The organism is Gammaproteobacteria bacterium CG11_big_fil_rev_8_21_14_0_20_46_22, assembly GCA_002796245.1.
In the GTDB taxonomy this organism is placed as follows: domain Bacteria; phylum Pseudomonadota; class Gammaproteobacteria; order UBA12402; family UBA12402; genus 1-14-0-20-46-22.
This window is the reverse complement of the sequence record PCWT01000073.1, coordinates 28,643-46,778: the sequence shown is the minus strand read 5'-3', so window position 1 is coordinate 46,778 and position 18,136 is coordinate 28,643. Positions and strand designations below refer to the sequence as shown.

Genomic DNA, 18,136 nt, shown 5'->3' with positions numbered 1-18,136 from the left:
AAGGAAACCTTAAGGTTTAGGCTTGGTGAATACCTACGTAGTGTGTTTAACTCATTGTAATGTCGAGTTGTTGAGAATCGCGACTCTCGATCGCTTGCTGCTGAGACTGATAAAACAAACTGGCGGGGTTGTGCCGGCCTAGCGGGTGCTTTTTAGGGGCGAAATGTTTAATGCCGCTCGAGTGTCGGCTAAAAAACCGAATGAATGCGTTCAGTTCTTTCTCAATACGGTAAGCAGCGTCTGGCATGATGCCTTTTTTCTGGCTCATCGTATTAAAAACCTGGTTTTCGTAGAGCTTCTTGATGTTGATTATCAGGGTTTCAATCGGTGCCGGTGTTTCAAATGGTGCCGGTGTTTCAAATGGTGCCGATGTTTCAAATGGTGCCGGTGTTTTAAATAAGGTGTTAACTGACTTAATAAATTCTCTGAGGTTAAAATCTAGATCTGCCCGATTACTTCGCGTGCTGGCGTTAACACACGGCGCTTGTTTGCGTAATAAGGTTTCTATGCGTTTTTGGCAAGTATCCCAATAGCCCTTGAATGATGTGGACAATACATTTAAGGGATTGACGGTATTTGATGGACCTGCAGCGCCCATCGCTGGCCTTCTTGGGCTTGCACCTGCGGGCTCAGCCCCACTTTGTGCGAGCGTCGTTAATTCTGTTATTAACTCTGTTGGGCGAAGAGACGCTTTTAGTTGATTAAGTTTAGCGATGGCATACTGCAATACCTTGGCCGTGCGCAATTCGTTTTCGGTATCTATAGGAGATTTTGAGGAAGCAAATAGAGCGTAAGGCTGGGTGATTTGTTCGACTTTGGTTCGGAGTATATGAAGCTTAAGCGCCTCAAGAATTGCAAGAGCACGCTTGGATATTGCTTCTTGAGCTATGGCCTCATTGCAAAGACGCGTGACTGCAATTTGTATATCCCTATGCCTGCTTGTCATTGATTATTGGGCTCGTCATTCGATGCTTGAGTATGTCATTGTTCAGCAACATTGTTAAGAAAGTCTTAACATCTTACAGACTTTGACATTTTATTTTTCACCGGCCTATACTCGATGCTCATGTTACACAAACAAGGAAGCTTATCGTGGCTCATCACAATGTGGCGCAAGTCTTGGTCGATAGTTTAAATGCGCAAGGGATTAAGCGGATCTACGGCATCGTGGGCGATTCGCTCAACGGCATTACCGATGCCCTGCGCGAGCAAAAAAGCATTGAGTGGATACACACGCGTCACGAGGAAGTGGCCGCGTTTGCGGCAGGGGCTGAAGCGGCTTTGAGCGGTGAGCTCACGGTCTGTGCCGGTAGCTGTGGCCCGGGCAATTTGCACTTAATTAATGGCTTGTACGATTGCCAACGCAATCAAGTACCGGTGTTGGCTATTGCCGCGCATATCCCGAGCACTGAAATCGGCTCGAATTACTTCCAAGAAACGCACCCTGAGGCGGTGTTTAAAGAATGCAGCGTGTTTTGCGAGGTGGTTTCGCGCCCTAGCCAAATGCCGCACATGCTGAATTTGGCCATGCAGGCGGCGATTGCCAAGCGTGGTGTGGCGGTTCTTGTGCTGTCGGGCGATGTGGCCCTCTCCCTCTGTGAAAATGCGCCTTTGCCGCGTAAGCTCGAGCGGCCTAATCCGGTGATCATACCTTCCAGTGATGAATTAGATAAGATGGCTAATTTGCTGAATAGTAGCGAAAAAGTGACGATTCTCTGCGGTGCAGGTTGTGCTGGCGCGCACGATGAGCTCTTGAATCTTGCCGAAGCCTTAAAGTCACCAGTGGTGCACGCATTACGGGGTAAAGAGCATGTGGAACACGATAATCCTTACGATGTGGGCATGACAGGCCTCATTGGCTTTTCATCCGGTTATTACGCCATGGAATCCTGTGACACCCTGCTCATCTTGGGCTCTAGCTTTCCGTATCGTCAGTTTTATCCCGAAAAAGCGAATATTATCCAGGTGGATATTGAGGGGGCGAACCTCGGCAAGCGTGCGTGTTTAACACAAGGTGTGGTGGGCGATGTGAAAGCCACGATTCATGCCTTATTGCCTAAGTTAACCGTGAAAGCCGACGATGCACATTTAGCCACCGCACGCGCGCACTATCAAAAAGCGCGCGAAGGTTTGGATGAGCTCGCGGTGGTGAGCGATAAAACCCGCGTGGTGCACCCGCAAGCCTTGGTGAGATTACTCAGCGAAAAAGCGGCTGACGATGCGGTCTTCAGTTGCGATGTGGGCACGCCCACGGTCTGGTCGGCACGGTATTTGCAATTAAACAGCCGGCGACGTTTGCTAGGCTCGTTTAATCATGGCTCCATGGCCAATGCACTGTCACAAGCGATCGGCGCGCAGTGTTACGATCGAAACCGCCAGGTGATTGCCTTATGCGGCGATGGCGGTTTTACCATGTTGATGGGCGATGTGATTAGCTTAAAACAGCTGAATTTACCGGTGAAAGTGATCATCATCAATAATGGCACATTAGGTTTTGTGGAGCTTGAAATGAAAGCCACCGGCTTTTTGGATGCGGATACAGAGCTGCAGAATCCGAATTTTGCTGACATGGCCAACGCGATGGGCATACACGGCATACGCGTGGAAAAACCGCAAGATTTAGCCGGCGCGATCGATGAATGTTTAGCGCATGATGGCCCTGTGGTGTTAGACGTGGTGAGCAATCGCACCGAATTGATCATGCCGCCAAAAGTCACCGCCGAGCAAGTCAAAGGGTTTGGTCTGTACGCGACCAAGGCGGTGTTAAGCGGCCGCGGCGATGAGCTTGTCACGCTCGCCAAAACCAACCTCTGGCGTTGAATAAAATAGCCTGTCGATAAAGTGTTTGAGGGGTATCGCTGAGAGGCTGTGTGAGGCAGGAGGCCGAACCCAGAGCCCCCAAGGATGGGTTCACGGCGTCCTTGAAGTGGTATCCCTCAAACACAAAAGACAGGCTACTTTAGTGACGTTGCCTAGATCTGTGCGCTCACTTTTTCTTGCCCTCTGGCTTTTCTTCTTCAAGTACACTTTTCGCCGTCCATTTGAGAAACAAAGCGATCTTTGTTATCATGCGCGTCCGATAGATGATAGTAGTACGGTATGAAAAATAGTAAGTTAAAAATTTATCATGAAACGATTCACCCCGGCGAAAGCGCCTCTCTTGCCCTGCCCCTGCCCGAATTATTCAGCTGTGCGCCTATGTACATGCCGATTAAAGTCGTGCACGGAAAAGAAGCCGGTCCGTGTTTATTAGTGATTGCTGCCATGCACGGCAACGAGCTTAACGGTGCGGAAATCATTCATCGTTTAATGCAATCTAGTCACTTAAAGAAACTCAAAGGCACGTTAATCACTGTGCCAATTATGAATGTGTATGGCTTTATTAATAAGTCCCGCACGTTGCCCGGCGGTGCCGAATTGGGCATGAGTTTTCCAGGTTCTGAGCACGGTTCACACGCGGCAAGATTAGCAAATTTATTTTGCTCCGAGATTTTTTCTTTGGCCGATTATTGCATCGATTTACAAACCGGCTGGTTAAACCACACCAATCTGCCGCAAGTGTTTGCCAGCGATAACCATGAAAATGAATTAGCCCTGGCGCGTGCGTTCGACGCACCGGTGATTGCCGAAGTGGCGGCACCCAAAGGCAGTTTGCGAGCCTATGCAAATAAAAAAACAGTGCCCTACATTGTTTATGAAGCCGGTGAAGCGATGCGTTTTGATGAATCGTCGATTCGCATCGGTTTGAAAGGCGTGATCAATAGCTTACGCCATTTAGGCATGATTGCGCCAAGCACGAAGGCTAAATCCTCTAAACAAAGCTCCTTTTTGGTGCGCGATACCCGTTGGGTGCGCTCGCCCACCAGTGGTGTGAGCCACAGCGATATTAAGCTCGGGCAGTCCGTTAAAAAAGGTGAACGCCTGACCGTAATCAAAGATCCTTTTGGTGCAGGTTCCGATGTGTCGGTGCTGGCCCCTTATGAGGGTGTTGTTGTGAGCATGAACAATTTGCCATTGGTCTATGAGGGCGTATCACTATTTCGGCTCGCTTCATTCGAGCGCCTATCTGGCGCTGCTTCACACCTTGAAGACTGGCATGCTGAGACTCATCCGGATGCAGGTCAGTAGACATGCAAGCCATACAACAACGTATCACCATATTGGGTTTATGGGTTTGGTTTATCGCCGCCCTGTTCTTCTTGTATGAGTTTTTCTTGCGGACGTTTGTCGGCTCGATTGCACACCAAGTTATTGCAGACCTTCACTTAACCATCGAGCAATTCACGCTGATTGGTTCAGCGTATTATTTTGCCTATGCCGCGATGCAAATGCCGGTGGGTGTATTGGCGGATAAATTTGGCGTGAAGTTGAACATGATCGTTGCTACGCTCGCTTGTGCTGCCGCCACGTTTTTATTCGCGCATTCCACAGGCTTTGCCTCGGCGGTGCTTGGCCGCGTGCTCATGGGCTTGGGTTCCTCGTTTGCCTTTGTCTGTTTGCTGGTGATCGCATCAAATTGGTTTCCGAGACAGTACTTCGCATTTTTTGCGGGTGCTTCGCAGTTTATCGGCACGATGGGCCCCGTGTTAGCCGGCGGCCCACTGATTACCTGGTTGGTTGATACGCACACCAATTGGCGTATCGCACTTAGCGGCATTGCTTTGTTCGGTTTGGTGTTGTCCATATTGTCTTTATTGTTTGTGAAAGACAAACCCAAGGGCGCGAAAAAACGGTTGTTGTTTTTATCGAAAACCGAGCCGATTTTATTTCGCTTAAAACACTTGTTTAAAACGCCTCAAACTTGGGTGGTGGCTCTTTATTCGGCGACAAACTATGTGTCGATTGCCGCGATTGCGGCGGTTTGGGGCACGGATTTTTTGCAGGCTAAAGGCTTGCCGCAACAAAGTGCAGCCTACATGATTTCAATCGCCTGGATTGCCTATGCGATAGGTTGCCCAGGTTTTGGTTTTTTATCGGACCTAAGCCGGCGCCGCAAGCCTTATTTTATTTTATGCGCTTTGCTCGGTTTAATGAGCACGCTTTTAATTATCTACGCGCCTATTCATGCTATGTGGCAATATGAAGCTTTGTTTTTTATGCTAGGTTTAGCCGCTACGGGGCAAAATCTCGGATTTGCTGCGATTGCAGAGCACAATGCACCCGATGTCAAAGCCAGTGCCTTGGGTTTAAACAATGGCGTCATTGTTTTACTCGGCGCGATTTTGCCGCTTTTGATTGGCGCGGTGATTACGCATGTGAGCCACGGCGGAAATGCCGATCACTTGAGCGTGTTGGATTTTCAATATGGCTTAGCTTTTTTGCCGCTGATGTATGTGATTGCGCTGGTGCTTAGCCTTTTCTTTTTCAAAGAAACGTATTGTCGGCCCCAAAACGAAATGCTCATTTTGGGTGGAGAAAACAGCTCGCCACGTGGTCATTGACCATACCGGTGGCCTGCATAAAGGCGTAGCAAATTTTGGTGCCCACAAAGGTGAAGCCGCGCTTTTTTAAATCTTTGGCCATGGCGTCAGAAATATCGGTTAGGCACGGCACCTCGCTTAAACTCTGCCAATGGTTTTTAATGGGTTTGCCGCCGACAAAGTTCCAGATATAACGATCAAAACTACCAAACTCTTTTTGCACCGCTAAAAACGCTTTTGCATTTCTCACGGCCGCATTCAGTTTTAAACGGTTACGAATAATGCTTTCATTTTTTGCGAGTGCTTCAATTTTTTTCGGTGTGTAACGTGCGATTTTTGCTGCATCAAAGTTGTCAAACGCTTTGCGAAATGCATCACGTTTTTTGAGCACGATGTACCAACTTAAACCGGCTTGCATGCCTTCTAAGATCAGAAACTCGAACAACTCTCGCTCGTCGTGAATGGGCCTGCCCCATTCTTTATCGTGATAGTCGATGTATAAAGGGTCGTTATTCACCCAGCCACAACGGGTTTTTAGTGCTGTTTTCGACATACTATGCAAGGAGTCAGTGTTGAAAAAATACGCATAATAACTTCCTGTATTCTGGTCGCTTAGACTAATGATTTGCCCCCAGCATTGTCAAGCTGGACGCTTGCCATTACACTGCAGCCTATCCAACAGTTTGAGTGAGGAAGCCCTATGTGGTTCAAAGCGCTACGCGTGTATACATTAGACAATAAAATGGCTTATGAGCCGGACGCCTTGGCTGAACAACTGGCCACCTTTGCCTTTAGAGCCTGCCCGCCAAGTTTCTCGTACAGCTACGGTTTTGTGCCGCCTGTCGGCCAGGGCGATGAGGCGCCCTTGGTGCATGCGGCCAACGGTTATATGATGTTTTGCCTTCAAGGTGAGGAGAAAATTCTGCCAGCCAGTGTGGTGCGAGAAGCCTTAGCCGAGAAAATTTTGACCATTGAAGCCGAGGAGCATCGCCGTGTTTCTCGTGCTGAAAAACAAGCCTTAAAAGAAGAATTAACTTTAACATTGATGCCTAAGGCCTTCTCGAGAAAGACAAAATTTTATTCTTATATCGATACCCATAAGCAGTGCTTGGTGCTCAACACCACCTCAAAGCGCCAAATCGAGAAGTTTCTGTCGCTCTTTCAAAAAGCTTGCCCGAATACACCTTTGGTGCCGGCCGTCACTCAACCGGTCAGCGCCCTGCTCACCGATTATCTGAAAGCTCAAGCACCCAAAGGCTTTTACCTGCTGCCGCGCTGTGTTTTGAAAGATCCCGATGATACAGCCCGCGCCATCCGCACCAAAGACCATGATTTGGCCAGCCCCCTATTTAGCCAACTGTTGAATGACAATTACTGGGTGACTGAGCTTCGTATGAATTGGCAAGATCGCATCGATTTTACAATCAACCGGGATTTTGATATCACCAGCATAAAATTTGATGTGGCCTTAAAAGAGCTGTCCAAAGCACAAAGCTCTGAGACAGAAGCTGAACGTTTTGATACGGATTTCTATATCATGACGCAGCATCTATCGGAGTTCTTAAACGATTTGCTTGAGTGTGTGGCCAAGTGCGCGCCTTCAAAAGCTGCTGAAGTGATCGCTTAAGGTAAGCAGTGCATTTTTATGAAAAACGCTCATCCGATTTACATTCATGATTTTAGCGTCATGTCTGCTTTGGGGGCGAATAAAAACGATGTCTATCGCAGGCTGATTCAAAACGACACTTCCGGGATCGATGAATATACGGCCTTGTTTTCAGGTCGCACAACACGTATAGCGCGTGTGCATGAAAAGCTTTCCGTGCTACCTGCCTATTTGTCTCGCTATGATTGTCGCAATAATCGTTTGTTAGCCGCCGCGTATGATCGTATAAAACCTTCTGTTGAAGCTTTAATTGAAAAGTTTGGCGCCTCGCGTATTGCCGTGGTGTTAGGCACCAGTACGTCAGGCATTGCTGCAGGTGAGGCGGCTTACAAAGAGAAAATGCGTCGGGGCCAGTTTCCGGAGTGGTTCAACTATATCCAACAAGAAGCGGGTTCTTGTGCTGAATTTTTAGCGCGTTACGCGAAGCTTGGTGGCATCTATTACACAATATCAACAGCCTGCTCTTCCAGTGGTAAAGCGTTTGCGGCGGCGAAACGTTTATTACAGGCGAACTTGTGTGATGCGGTGATTGTCGGGGGTGCAGACAGTGAGTGCGAGCTGACGCTTAATGGCTTTGACTGTTTGGGTTTGCTCTCTGATGAAATCTGCGCGCCGTTTAGCGCTCAGCGCAAAGGTATTACTTTAGGCGAAGGTGCTGCTTTGTTTATTGTGTCACGTGAACCTTCAGCCCTGCGCTTATCCGGCGTTGGTGAGTCTTCCGATGGTTATCATATGACAGCGCCACACCCCGAAGGTGAAGGTGCGGTGCTTGCCATGCGCCAAGCCCTACAAGAAGCTAAGCTCAACCCTGAAGAGATTGAGTATTTGAATGCACACGGCACAGGCACATTGAAAAATGATTTAGCCGAAGCCTGCGCAATTCACCGCGTGTTTGACGAACAAGGCCCCTGGTGCGGCTCCACCAAATCACTCACGGGTCACACACTCGGTGCATCCAGTGCGGTGGAAATTGCGCTTTGCGCCCTACTGTTATCACCGGCTTTTAATCCCTCTAAGCAATTGCCGGCTCAACACCTTAAAAACGCGTCTGACCCGGCGCTCTCACCGATTCGCTTACTCACACAAACAGAGCCTTTCAAACATGGCCGCTTCATGTGTAATGCCTTTGCCTTTGGTGGTAGCAATGTCTCACTGATACTCGAGGCTTGCGGATGAAATACGATTTAGATCGACTGCTGCCGCAAAAACCGCCGATGCGACTTTTGGATGAAGTGCTTGAGATAGGTGAGTCAACCATTACAGCCAAAGCAAGCGTCACCTCTGAGCATCTTTTTTTTGATCCAGTTCGGCAAAGCGTGCCTGCGCATGTGGGCGTGGAAATGATGGCGCAAGCGATGTCAGCTTTTGCCAGCGCACAAGGCGGGCACGATGAGCCTCGGCTAGGCTTTCTGATCAGTGTTCGACAGTTTTCATCTACCGTGTCTGAATTTGCCTGTGGTGATGAGCTCTTGATACGAGCCGAAAAAGTGCTGATGGATGATCAAATGGCGGTGTTCAGCTGTGAGATTTATTGCGATAATGATTGCCTTGCAAAAGCCAAACTCTCAGCGTATCAGCCTGATGACAAGGGCCTAGCCGTGTTAATGACAGGAGAACACACACGATGACACGACGCGTTTTAGTGACAGGTGCGAGTAAAGGCATTGGCCAAGCTGCCGCGATCAGGCTTGCGCAATCCGGTTTTCATATTACTGTGCATTATCATCGCGATGAAGCTGGCGCTATGGCCACTGTTGAAGCCATCACGCAACACGGCGGCAAGGCGGATACTGTGTCATTTGATATTGGCAATGCAGCGCAGACTCGTGTCGCGATCGAGCAACTGATTGAGCAACACGGCGCCTTTTACGGTGTGGTGAGTAACGCAGGTATTTGCAAAGACGAGGTGTTTCCAAGCCTCACAGAAAACGATTGGACGCGCGTGGTACACACGAATTTGGATAGCTTTTATAACGTGATACACCCTTGCGTGATGCCGATGATTCAGTCGCGTCATGGTGGGCGTATCATTACGCTTTCTTCTGTCTCAGGCTTAGTCGGTAACCGTGGCCAGGTGAATTATAGCGCAGCAAAAGCCGGCATTATTGGGGCGACAAAAGCCCTGGCTGTTGAGCTCGCTAAGCGCAAAATCACCGTGAATTGTGTAGCGCCAGGCTTGATCGATACCGCGATGGTGGAAGGTGCGCACATCGATGAAATTCTTAAACATATTCCTGCGCGTCGCATGGGCAAGCCTGAAGAAGTCGCGAATGTGATTAATTTTTTAATGTCCGATGAAGCCGCGTACATTACACGACAGGTCATCTCCATTAATGGAGGTTTGGCATGACACAACGTGTTGTCATCACAGGCATGTCGGGTATCACTTCCTTAGGTCAAGATTGGCAAACCATTCGATCGCAGATGCAAAACAAACACAATGGCGTACGTGTGATGCAGGAATGGCGAGAGATTAAAGGCCTGCACACCCTGCTCGCAGCGCCTGTCATGAATTTTTCAGTGCCATCCCATTACACACGCAAGCAAACGCGCGCGATGGGTCGCGTGGCCAAGCTCGCGGTTGTGGCGAGTGAGCGTGCGCTCGAGCAATCGGGTCTTTTGGCTGACAAGGCTTTTTTATCCGGTGGCCAAGTCGGCGTGGCTTACGGGTCTTGTTCGGGTAGCACACCCCCTTTGTGCGATTTGGCGGCGATTCATTTTGAAAAACGCGTGGGTCGCGTCACGGCCACCACGTATGTGCAGTCCATGAGTCACACTTGCGCGGTGAATGCGGCCGTTTTTTTCGGGCTCACAGGGCGTGTGATCCCAACTTCGAGTGCATGCACGTCGGGCAGCCAAGCGATCGGTTATGCCTACGAAGCCATTAAGCACGGTCATCAAACCGTGATGATTGCCGGTGGCGCTGAAGAATTGTGTGTCAGTCAGGTGGCCGTGTTTGATACTTTGTATGCGACCAGCCAGCGAAACACTCAGCCACACACCACGCCTCGCCCTTTCGATCGTGACCGGGATGGGTTGGTGATCGGTGAAGGTTCGGCCACCTTAATTTTGGAATCCTATGAGCATGCAAAAGCGCGTGGCGCGACTATTCTTGCGGAAATTGTCGGTTTTGGCACGAATTGCGATGCGAAGCATATTACGCAGCCTTCCTCTGAAACCATGCAGGCTGCGCTGCAGCTAGCCTTGTCAGACGCTAAGCTTACACCTTCTGATATTGATTTTATTTCTGCGCACGGTACGGCAACGAAAACCGGTGATAGTGCAGAATCGGCAGCGACATTAGCGGTCTTGGGCGATCGTACGCCCATCAGTTCATTGAAAAGTTATTTTGGTCATACGCTCGGTGCGTGTGGCGCGATTGAAGCCTGGCTCGGCATTGAAATGATGCGAGAAGGTTGGGTCATGCCCACCTTAAATTTAGACACACCGGCTGAAGATTGTGCGCGCCTTGATTACGTTCAAAACGCGCCGCGAGCACTCAACGCTCATTGTTTCATGTCGAACAATTTTGCATTCGGCGGGGTGAATACCTCGCTAATTTTTAAGCTTAACGATATCACCGCGTAAAACGATTCTGGCTGACGCCGCACCAATTGCGCAGGTGACGTATTTGGTGCTGCTCATCGGTTTGTTTTTCGTGGTCATGAAGTAAGATTGGATGTTAATCACTGCATTGCCGCCCGCTTCTTCAGCTTGATTGCGCAATTTTTTCAACGCGCCTAGAAAGCCCCAAGAGCAAGCATTAAAATCTGATTTTAAAAATGCGTTGGTGTTTTGCAAAGCTATGGCTGAGCCCAGTTTTTTAGTCACTGCGGGATGCGATTGACTGCCGAAATAAAACGAGACGGAATCACCCAATTTAGCTTTTTGAACCAGAGTAGGTTTCATCGCCTCTTTAATTGATAAATTGCCCGCGCGATCATCGGCGAAGGCTTGCTGGCTAATCGCGATAGCAGCCAAACCAGCCAATGTCGCAGTGAGTATGGTTTTTTTCATCATAATTACCCCTTTTAAAATGATGTTGTTGAGTGTAGGTGTCCTGATCTACTCGGTCAAGCGGCAGCACAACAGTGTGTGGCCTGCGCCGATACCGTCTTTTTCGCTCACCACGGATAAGCCAGAGGTGCGAATAACGTCTAGAAAATTTTTCGATTCGTACATGCGGCTGTTGCCATTGGCCAAGCACGTAAAATACAAGGACGTGCAATTGATGGTAAAACTCGCCGCTTCAAAATCTTGCCGATCCCAGAGCGTTTCCAAAATATACAATCGGGTGTTGGGTGTCATCACTTGTGCGGTGCGGATTAGAACGGAGTGTATTTCTTCGAGTGAAAAACAATCCAGAAACTGGCTCATCCAGATGACATCGTAGCCTGTCGGCAGTGAGGCCTCGGGGTTGAGTAAATTAACCGGGTGCGTTGAAAAGCGCTCGGCAAAGCCCGCTTGTTGAACATTCGCAGACGCAACGGCGAGTTGCTCAGGTAAATCGGCAATCGTGACATGCACATGCGGATCATAGTTAAAGCAAGATAACGCCCACTTGCCCGTATTGCCACCGACGTCGAGCAAGCGTTTGACGGGTTGTTTGAAGACTTCGGGCAAGATATCCGGAAACGATTTATCCGAGTAGTAATGATCAAAGGCGTGCCAGCTCGATTTCGCCAGTTCCGGTAAGCTCGATAAAGCCGGGTAAATGGTCGGCCAGTCGCCAAAGACTTTTAGGCCTTCAGGCTTGCCCGTTTTGATCGAGTCCAAGAGCGAGGCCATGCCCTGGTAGCAAACATCCTGGCAAAAATCCATGTTCACTTGCACCATGCTATCCGTCACTAAAAAATGCCCCACTTTGTCGAGTATGTAGTGCTCGCCGTCTCGCCATACCAGGCTTAAATCAAGGCCCAAATCCAGCAGCACTTGCACACCATACTCGCTGAGCTTGAGCGTTTCACTGATCGCTTTCACACTTAAACCTTCATCGCCATGCTGCGCAATCAGCGATAAAATGCCGAGTTTCACGAGCGCATAGGCGGCTTGAAAGCTGATGGGGGCAAAGGCGAGCTTGAGTGCTTCAGTTTTGGCGTCTAGCGCGCTGAGTTTACTGGGTTGATGATGGTGTAAAGACATGCCTTTTTCTTGCATTTCGTTGATCAAATAAAGCGCAGATGGTAAGATAGCCCGCTTCAAAAATCAATGTAAAAAATGATAAAGCTAGATACACAGCACATTGCCGTCCTTGATTGGGCTTTTATCACATCGGACGCTGTGCAAACATCGCGCATTCCTGCGATGGTGCGACGACGTTGTTCAACCACCATGAAATTATCCCTGGAAGTGGCTCAGCAGCTGTCTGAAGGGCGTGTGTTTGATTATGCCCTGTTCTGTTCGCAACACGGTGAGCTCGATCGCTCGATGGGCCTACTCAAATCCATTGAAAAAGGAGAGCCCTTCTCCCCAACACAGTTTTCACTGGCTGTCCATAATGCGTCTGCCGGTCAGTACAGCCTGATGAATAGCCTGCAATGTAATATCAGTGCCTTGGCTGCGGGTGAAAATACTTTGACGATGGGCTTACTGGAAGTACTGGCCTATTTATCACTGAACCCTGAACATACCGTTTTATTTTTGATTGCCGATGATCACATCCCCATTGAGTTCGAAGATTTGGCCATCACACCCGATGAACGCTACGCCTTGGGTTTAGTGTTGAGATTGCCGGCTGAAGTGGATAATGGAACCGTACTCAGTCTTGTCCCTGCTGCGCAAAGCGAGAGTGAAACAGCAACTTCACCTATGGCGCCTGCGATGGCCGCCTGGCTTTCTGCCGCTAGCGACCAGCCACTCTCGCTTGGTTCACTGGTTTTGAGGCGAAGGCGGTGAGCCGCTGCTGGCGCCTATTGGGCACGGGCATAGCCTTTGCCACCTTTGGCCTGGGTGGCTTGGTCCTGGCTTATCTCATTATTCCCTGCATCTGGTTGCTACCCTCAAAGCAAGCGAAAAAATACGCAGCACAAGCGGCGATCAGCCGAACGTTTGCCTGTTTTACCTTATTGCTTCGCTTGCTCAGGCTTGGATCGGTGGACTTTATCGGCTTTGAAAAATTGGCTGACGATAAAGGCTGCTTATGGTTGGCTAACCACCCTACACTGCTCGACTACGTGTTTATTGTTTCACGCCTGAGGCGTTGCGACACGATGGTTAAAGCGGCTTTATGGGATAATTTTTTTCTCTCCGGCGCGGTCAAAGCCGCAGGCTACATCCCCAATCGGCGAGATGCTTCAACCTTTGAAGCGATAGATGCAACCCTGACACAGGGCCACAACCTTCTCATGTTTCCAGAAGGCACACGTTCTCGCGCTGGCCAGCCTTTAAAGCTTGAGCGAGGGGCTGCGCAGGTCGCTGTACGGCTCACGCGCCCAATCCGCTTAATTTCTATTCATTGCCGCCCTACTATTCTTGAAAAAGGTGAGAAGTGGTATAAAATTTCCAAAGAAAAACCTAAGCTTACGATCACTGTCGGCCCGCGCCTTGAACCTTCAACCTTCATTGATGAAGGCAGGCCCTACTCGATTTTGGCCAGAGAGCTTACCCGCACGCTAACTGAGTATTTTGAAAGAGAACGATAATATGCCTGTGACTGAACTTGAAATAAAACAGCTCATCATTGAAACCTTGAACCTGGAAGATGTAAGCCCTGACGATATCGACAGTGAAGCCGCACTCTTTGGCGAGGGCCTGGGCTTGGATTCTATCGATGCGCTAGAGCTCGGTGTAGCGCTAAAGAAGCGCTATAACATCACCGTCAATGCCGATGACCCTGACACGCCGAAGCACTTTACCTCCGTGAACACACTGAAAAATTATATTAATAACAATAATGCAGGATAAATAATGACAACACCTTCCAAAGCAGAAATGTACGAACAACTTAAACGCACGCTGCATGAACTTTTTGAGACACCGCTTGAGAACATTCACGGTGAGGCTTTGCTGTATGAAGAGTTGGATCTTGATAGTATTGATGCAGTGGACTTGATTGTGCATTTGCAAACACTCACAGATCGCAAGTTCAACCCTGAAGAATTTAAATCGGTAAAAACCGTTAATGATGTCGTTAATGTGATTTATGCCGAGCTAGAAAGGCCATGAAGTTTTGGCTGAATGGGCTCGTCGCTGTCTTTGTTGTCGCTTACCCTGTTCTCGTTTATCTCGGTTTTCATCTAGGTTTCCCACGCTACATTCCATTAGCGCTGGCGTTTTTATTGCTTTTGCGCTACTACCTACTATCAAACAAAGAATCGCTTGGCGTATTAGGTAAAACCTTCGCGCTAAGCTTAAGCCTCCTTGGTATTGTCATTTGCGGCATTGCTGCACTGAGCAACTCACTGCTGCTCATGAAGCTTTATCCGGTGTTCGTCAGTTTTTTGTTTTTTGTGGTTTTCGCATCATCGCTATTTCAAAAGCAAACAGTCATTGAGCGTATGGCACGATGGAAAGAACCGAACCTTCCCAAAGCCGGCGTGCGTTATACTCGCTGGGTCACAAAAATTTGGTGCGTGTTTTTTATCATTAACGCGGCCATAGCAGCCTACCTTGCCTGTTTTGCGAGCACGGCGGCCTGGGCGTTTTATGCTGGTGGTTTATCTTACCTGCTTATCGCGGCCTTGTTTTTGATAGAATACTGTGTTCGCCCTTTCTTTAAGCGGGTGATGGTATGATCACTCAATTTCTCGAAAATGCTTTAGACTTACCCGAAAAAATACTGTTTTTAAATAAAGAGGGTGAAATCACTGCGCGTGATTTTTTACGTGATATCGCAGGTTTTACGGAAACGCTGCGGGCCAAACAACGTTACGCACTGTGTTTTGATGAGCCTTATCATTTTTTGGTGGCCTTGTTTTCGGTGTTATTAGCAGGTTCAGAGCCAGTTGTATTACCAAATAACCAATCTGGCACACTCCACTTATTGTCTCATGCTTACGATGATTGCCTGGATGATCAGCACACATTCCAAGCTACAAATAGTGGATTCGACCTCACCTCGCTCGACGAGCAGGCGACCCTGCATTTTTTTACCTCAGGCAGTACGGCAGAGCCCAAGTGTGTGAAGCGTTCTTGGTCGGGGCTTGTGCGTGAGCTTTGTGCGCTTGAAGCAAGCTTTGCCAACGAGGCGTTTCGTGACTGTGTGTTTTATCGCAGCGTGTCCCACCAACATATTTATGGTCTGACCTTTGGCCTACTTTGGCCGTTAATGTTTGGCCGCGTGGTTAGGCTCGAGCGGATACAGCATCAGGCAGAATTCAGGCGTGATCTATTAAATACCAGTCCAAGCGTGTTTATCAGTAGCCCCGCATTTTTGTCGCGCTTGCACCTTGAAGCGTGTCCACCACACAGCATACACGCTATCTTTTCTGCAGGCAGTGCCTTACGTTACTCCGTGGCGAATCAACTCCATCAAGCGCTCACTCTTTGGCCTATAGAAATTTTTGGTAGCACAGAAACCGGTGCGGTCGCGTTTAGGCAACAGTCTTTGCGTAATGAAGTCTTTGAGGTCTTTCCAACCATCCGCTTTCATGAAGATGAAAGCAAGCAGTGTATACACGTCCGCTCGCCTTTTTCTGACATAGCAGAGTCAGACTACATGATGAGTGATACGATTCGCACTGTGGATGAAAAACACTTTGAGTTGTTGGGGCGTGCGAGCCGGGTCGTGAAAGTTGAAGGCAAACGTGTCTCTTTATGTGAGCTTGAGCACCGCCTATCCTCTTTGCCTGGTATTGCACAGGCAGCTGTTACGGTGCTAAATCAAGCGCGAGAATGCACGGCTGCGCTGCTTGTGCTTAATGAAAAAGGCGTTGAAGCGTTTGTTGATAAGGGGCGTTTTGCGTTTTGTGCTGAATTAACCTTAGCAATGAATGGGTATTTCGATACCGTTATCGTACCAAAACAATTTCGTTTCATCGATAATTTACCACAAAACCCACAAGGCAAGCTCACTGACGACGCGACTCAATCTTATTTTAACCAATATCAGCTCGATATTTTAGACGGTCACTGTGATGCTCATGCTGCTTCAATCGTGATGAACATCAGGCCGGGCTTGGTGTATTTTAAAGGGCATTTTGAAAACCAGCCTATTCTGCCGGGTGTGGCGCAGTTGCATATTATTTCACAGCTGATTCAACAGTTTTTCGATCCGAGCTTTTCGAGTGTGACGCATATCGAAAATATGAAATTTACACGCGTTATTCAGCCTAATACAGTGCTAAAGCTAGTGCTTTCAAAAGAAAAATCTTCTTGGAGGTTTTCTTATTCAGATCGACACGGCAAGGAGTATTCATCGGGGAAGGTAAAATGAACGTCTGTGTCATCATCCCCGTGTATAATCATGGCCACGCTCTAACGTCAGTGATCGAACGACTAAACCGGTTTAATCTGCCCTGCCTTCTGATCGATGATGGCAGTGAGTCAGAAACGCGTCAAACCTTAGAGACGCTTGCAAAAGCCGAACACCTACGCTTGGTTCGTTTGGATAATAATCAAGGCAAAGGCGCTGCGGTGATCGCTGGCATGAAAGCGGCGTTTGGCTCTGGTTTTACACACGCTATCCAAGTCGACGCCGATGGCCAGCATGATATTGAAGCCTTGGGTGAATGTTTATCGCTCATAAACCATAATCCCACTTCAGTGATTAATGGCGTGCCGATTTACGATGAAAGCGCCCCAAAGAGTCGTGTGCACGGCAGGAAAGTCACTAATTTTTGGTGTGCGATTGAAACCGTGTCCTTAGCTATCGATGATGCTATGTGCGGATTTCGCGCTTACCCTTTGGAGCCGGTGATGCAGCTTATTTCTCGTCAAAAGCTAGCGACTCGTATGGGCTTTGATATTGATATACTGGTTAAACTGTTTTGGCTGGGTGTTCCGATTGTTTCTTGGCCTACGCGAGTCACTTACCCTAAAGACGGTGTCTCACATTTTCGACTGTTTAAAGACAATGTGGGGATTAGCTGGCTACACACCAAGCTTTTTTTGGGCATGTTGCCGCGTTTTCCTTCATTGCTAAAGCGTGCGCTTGCACGAAAAAAAACTACGCATTGGTCTAACATTAGCGAAACAGGTAATCACTTTTTCTTAAAATCCGGCGTTTTACTGTATCGCTATGCAGGCGATCCTTTCCTGCGGCTCATGCTGTATCCGATTACGCTCGGTTATTACCTGACACAGGCTAGCATGCGATCTTATTCAAAACGCTATCTCTTGCATGTTCCATCTAAAAAACCTTTATCGGTGTTTAAACATTTTCATGCCTTTGCCGATATGGTCTTGGATAAACTTGCGTGTTGGAGTGGCGATATCTCACATGAGCAACTGGATTTTCCTAATAAAACGTTGTTACTGAACGAATCGCGCGGGTGTGTGATTTTTACAGCCCATCTCGGCAATATCGATATTGCGCGCGCCATCTCTAGCCTTTTGCCCGATCGCACATTTAATGCGATTGTGTTTACAAAACACGCCAAGCGCGTGAATGACTTGCTGCAAACCATCAACCCAAGCTATCGGCTTAATCTGATTGAAACCGAAGAGCTGGATGCCGCGATGGCTGTGCGCTTAAAAGAAAAAGTGGATGCCGGTGAGCACATTGTGATTGTGGGCGATCGTACTGCCATTGCTAATCCCACCCAATCCATTGCGGTCGATTTTTTAGGTGAATCTGCGTATTTTCCGAAAGGCCCGTTTACCTTGGCTGGCGTGTTAGCCTGTCCCGCGTATTTTATGCTCTGTCTTAAAACCGGTAAAAAACGCTTTAAGCTCGTTTTTGAGCCCTTCGCTGATCGGCTGGATATCTCAAGGCCTCAGCGAGATGAAAAGCTTCGCTCAGCCATTGAACACTATGCGAAGCTTCTAAGTCAGTATTGTCAGCAGTACCCTTACCAATGGTTTAATTTTTTTGACTTTTGGCAAGTCCCGACGGAGCAGGAAAAGCAAGATGGCAAGGCGTGATCTTCACCCTCTTGTCGGGTATAGTGCT

19 protein-coding genes are annotated in these 18,136 nt (G+C 48.5%); 15 read left to right on the top strand and 4 right to left on the bottom strand.

Going from position 1 to position 18,136, the window contains the following annotated elements:
* Positions 1-46 precede the first annotated feature (46 nt).
* Positions 47-946, bottom strand: a complete 900-nt coding sequence (locus COV52_10320) for a hypothetical protein (protein PIR10091.1) — start codon at positions 944-946, stop codon at positions 47-49.
* Positions 947-1,092: 146 nt separating this feature from the next.
* On the opposite strand from COV52_10320, the gene COV52_10315 reads away from it, so the two are divergent.
* The 3 genes from COV52_10315 to COV52_10305 all read left to right on the top strand — a co-directional run bounded on the left by COV52_10315 (position 1,093) and on the right by COV52_10305 (position 5,441).
* Entirely contained in the window at positions 1,093-2,820 is a 1,728-nt protein-coding gene (locus tag COV52_10315) for a ubiquinone-dependent pyruvate dehydrogenase (GenBank protein ID PIR10090.1), read from the top strand.
* Positions 2,821-3,099: 279 nt separating this feature from the next.
* On the top strand, positions 3,100-4,128 hold the full coding sequence (locus tag COV52_10310; GenBank protein ID PIR10089.1) for a peptidase M14: 1,029 nt from the start codon (positions 3,100-3,102) through the stop codon (positions 4,126-4,128).
* Positions 4,129-4,130: 2 nt separating this feature from the next.
* Entirely contained in the window at positions 4,131-5,441 is a 1,311-nt protein-coding gene (locus COV52_10305; GenBank protein ID PIR10088.1) for an MFS transporter, read from the top strand.
* Here the strand turns inward: COV52_10305 and COV52_10300 are convergent.
* The gene (locus tag COV52_10300) at positions 5,401-5,973 is read right to left on the bottom strand and encodes a DNA-3-methyladenine glycosylase I (GenBank protein ID PIR10087.1); all 573 of its coding nucleotides are present in this window, start codon (positions 5,971-5,973) and stop codon (positions 5,401-5,403) included. The genes COV52_10305 and COV52_10300 overlap by 41 nt on opposite strands.
* Before the next feature lie 147 nt (positions 5,974-6,120).
* Between COV52_10300 and COV52_10295 the strand changes: the two genes are divergently transcribed.
* Genes COV52_10295 through COV52_10275 form a run of 5 tightly spaced genes read left to right on the top strand, consistent with a single transcriptional unit; the run spans position 6,121 to position 10,674 of the window.
* Positions 6,121-7,047: a hypothetical protein gene (locus COV52_10295; GenBank protein PIR10086.1), complete on the top strand. Its 927-nt coding sequence runs from the start codon at positions 6,121-6,123 to the stop codon at positions 7,045-7,047.
* A gap of 18 nt (positions 7,048-7,065) precedes the next feature.
* Positions 7,066-8,262: a beta-ketoacyl-[acyl-carrier-protein] synthase II gene (locus tag COV52_10290; protein PIR10085.1), complete on the top strand. Its 1,197-nt coding sequence runs from the start codon at positions 7,066-7,068 to the stop codon at positions 8,260-8,262.
* Positions 8,259-8,714: a hypothetical protein gene (locus COV52_10285; GenBank protein PIR10084.1), complete on the top strand. Its 456-nt coding sequence runs from the start codon at positions 8,259-8,261 to the stop codon at positions 8,712-8,714. Before COV52_10290 ends, COV52_10285 begins: the two co-directional genes overlap by 4 nt.
* The gene (locus COV52_10280) at positions 8,711-9,436 is read left to right on the top strand and encodes a 3-oxoacyl-ACP reductase FabG (protein ID PIR10083.1); all 726 of its coding nucleotides are present in this window, start codon (positions 8,711-8,713) and stop codon (positions 9,434-9,436) included. The genes COV52_10285 and COV52_10280 overlap by 4 nt, the downstream gene beginning before the upstream one ends.
* Positions 9,433-10,674 (top strand): beta-ketoacyl-ACP synthase II, encoded by a 1,242-nt coding sequence (locus tag COV52_10275; protein PIR10082.1) that lies wholly within the window; start codon positions 9,433-9,435, stop codon positions 10,672-10,674. Before COV52_10280 ends, COV52_10275 begins: the two co-directional genes overlap by 4 nt.
* On the opposite strand, the gene COV52_10270 is transcribed toward COV52_10275, so the two are convergent.
* Together COV52_10270 and COV52_10265 are read right to left on the bottom strand one after the other, a co-directional pair.
* Entirely contained in the window at positions 10,642-11,103 is a 462-nt protein-coding gene (locus tag COV52_10270; GenBank protein ID PIR10081.1) for an excinuclease, read from the bottom strand. The two genes, COV52_10275 and COV52_10270, sit on opposite strands and share 33 nt — an antisense overlap.
* 48 nt (positions 11,104-11,151) lie before the next feature.
* Entirely contained in the window at positions 11,152-12,228 is a 1,077-nt protein-coding gene (locus COV52_10265) for an SAM-dependent methyltransferase (protein ID PIR10112.1), read from the bottom strand.
* A gap of 75 nt (positions 12,229-12,303) precedes the next feature.
* Here COV52_10265 and COV52_10260 point away from each other — a divergent pair, with 75 nt between their 5' ends.
* The 7 genes from COV52_10260 to COV52_10230 are packed head-to-tail and all read left to right on the top strand — an operon-like array spanning position 12,304 to position 18,108.
* Entirely contained in the window at positions 12,304-12,981 is a 678-nt protein-coding gene (locus COV52_10260; protein ID PIR10080.1) for a hypothetical protein, read from the top strand.
* Positions 12,978-13,727 (top strand): 1-acyl-sn-glycerol-3-phosphate acyltransferase, encoded by a 750-nt coding sequence (locus COV52_10255; GenBank protein ID PIR10079.1) that lies wholly within the window; start codon positions 12,978-12,980, stop codon positions 13,725-13,727. The genes COV52_10260 and COV52_10255 overlap by 4 nt, the downstream gene beginning before the upstream one ends.
* 1 nt (position 13,728) lies before the next feature.
* The gene (locus COV52_10250) at positions 13,729-13,989 is read left to right on the top strand and encodes an acyl carrier protein (protein ID PIR10078.1); all 261 of its coding nucleotides are present in this window, start codon (positions 13,729-13,731) and stop codon (positions 13,987-13,989) included.
* A 3-nt stretch (positions 13,990-13,992) separates the two neighbouring features.
* Positions 13,993-14,250 (top strand): acyl carrier protein, encoded by a 258-nt coding sequence (locus tag COV52_10245; protein PIR10077.1) that lies wholly within the window; start codon positions 13,993-13,995, stop codon positions 14,248-14,250.
* Entirely contained in the window at positions 14,247-14,819 is a 573-nt protein-coding gene (locus tag COV52_10240) for a DNA gyrase subunit B (GenBank protein ID PIR10076.1), read from the top strand. The genes COV52_10245 and COV52_10240 overlap by 4 nt, the downstream gene beginning before the upstream one ends.
* Positions 14,816-16,459, top strand: a complete 1,644-nt coding sequence (locus tag COV52_10235; GenBank protein PIR10075.1) for a hypothetical protein — start codon at positions 14,816-14,818, stop codon at positions 16,457-16,459. Before COV52_10240 ends, COV52_10235 begins: the two co-directional genes overlap by 4 nt.
* Entirely contained in the window at positions 16,456-18,108 is a 1,653-nt protein-coding gene (locus COV52_10230) for an acyltransferase (protein PIR10074.1), read from the top strand. Before COV52_10235 ends, COV52_10230 begins: the two co-directional genes overlap by 4 nt.
* Positions 18,109-18,136: the final 28 nt, after the last annotated feature.

What these genes read in the sequence shown, in the direction of transcription:
- COV52_10285 (PIR10084.1), top strand. Translation starts at nt 8,259, where the DNA reads ATGAAATACGATTTAGATCGACTGCTGCCGCAAAAACCGCCGATGCGA.
- COV52_10300 (PIR10087.1), bottom strand. Translation starts at nt 5,973, where the DNA reads ATGTCGAAAACAGCACTAAAAACCCGTTGTGGCTGGGTGAATAACGAC.
- COV52_10260 (PIR10080.1), top strand. Translation starts at nt 12,304, where the DNA reads ATGATAAAGCTAGATACACAGCACATTGCCGTCCTTGATTGGGCTTTT.
- COV52_10235 (PIR10075.1), top strand. Translation starts at nt 14,816, where the DNA reads ATGATCACTCAATTTCTCGAAAATGCTTTAGACTTACCCGAAAAAATA.
- COV52_10245 (PIR10077.1), top strand. Translation starts at nt 13,993, where the DNA reads ATGACAACACCTTCCAAAGCAGAAATGTACGAACAACTTAAACGCACG.
- COV52_10240 (PIR10076.1), top strand. Translation starts at nt 14,247, where the DNA reads ATGAAGTTTTGGCTGAATGGGCTCGTCGCTGTCTTTGTTGTCGCTTAC.
- COV52_10290 (PIR10085.1), top strand. Translation starts at nt 7,066, where the DNA reads ATGAAAAACGCTCATCCGATTTACATTCATGATTTTAGCGTCATGTCT.
- COV52_10310 (PIR10089.1), top strand. Translation starts at nt 3,100, where the DNA reads ATGAAAAATAGTAAGTTAAAAATTTATCATGAAACGATTCACCCCGGC.
- COV52_10305 (PIR10088.1), top strand. Translation starts at nt 4,131, where the DNA reads ATGCAAGCCATACAACAACGTATCACCATATTGGGTTTATGGGTTTGG.
- COV52_10230 (PIR10074.1), top strand. Translation starts at nt 16,456, where the DNA reads ATGAACGTCTGTGTCATCATCCCCGTGTATAATCATGGCCACGCTCTA.
- COV52_10320 (PIR10091.1), bottom strand. Translation starts at nt 946, where the DNA reads ATGACAAGCAGGCATAGGGATATACAAATTGCAGTCACGCGTCTTTGC.
- COV52_10275 (PIR10082.1), top strand. Translation starts at nt 9,433, where the DNA reads ATGACACAACGTGTTGTCATCACAGGCATGTCGGGTATCACTTCCTTA.
- COV52_10295 (PIR10086.1), top strand. Translation starts at nt 6,121, where the DNA reads ATGTGGTTCAAAGCGCTACGCGTGTATACATTAGACAATAAAATGGCT.
- COV52_10280 (PIR10083.1), top strand. Translation starts at nt 8,711, where the DNA reads ATGACACGACGCGTTTTAGTGACAGGTGCGAGTAAAGGCATTGGCCAA.
- COV52_10270 (PIR10081.1), bottom strand. Translation starts at nt 11,103, where the DNA reads ATGAAAAAAACCATACTCACTGCGACATTGGCTGGTTTGGCTGCTATC.
- COV52_10265 (PIR10112.1), bottom strand. Translation starts at nt 12,228, where the DNA reads ATGTCTTTACACCATCATCAACCCAGTAAACTCAGCGCGCTAGACGCC.
- COV52_10250 (PIR10078.1), top strand. Translation starts at nt 13,729, where the DNA reads ATGCCTGTGACTGAACTTGAAATAAAACAGCTCATCATTGAAACCTTG.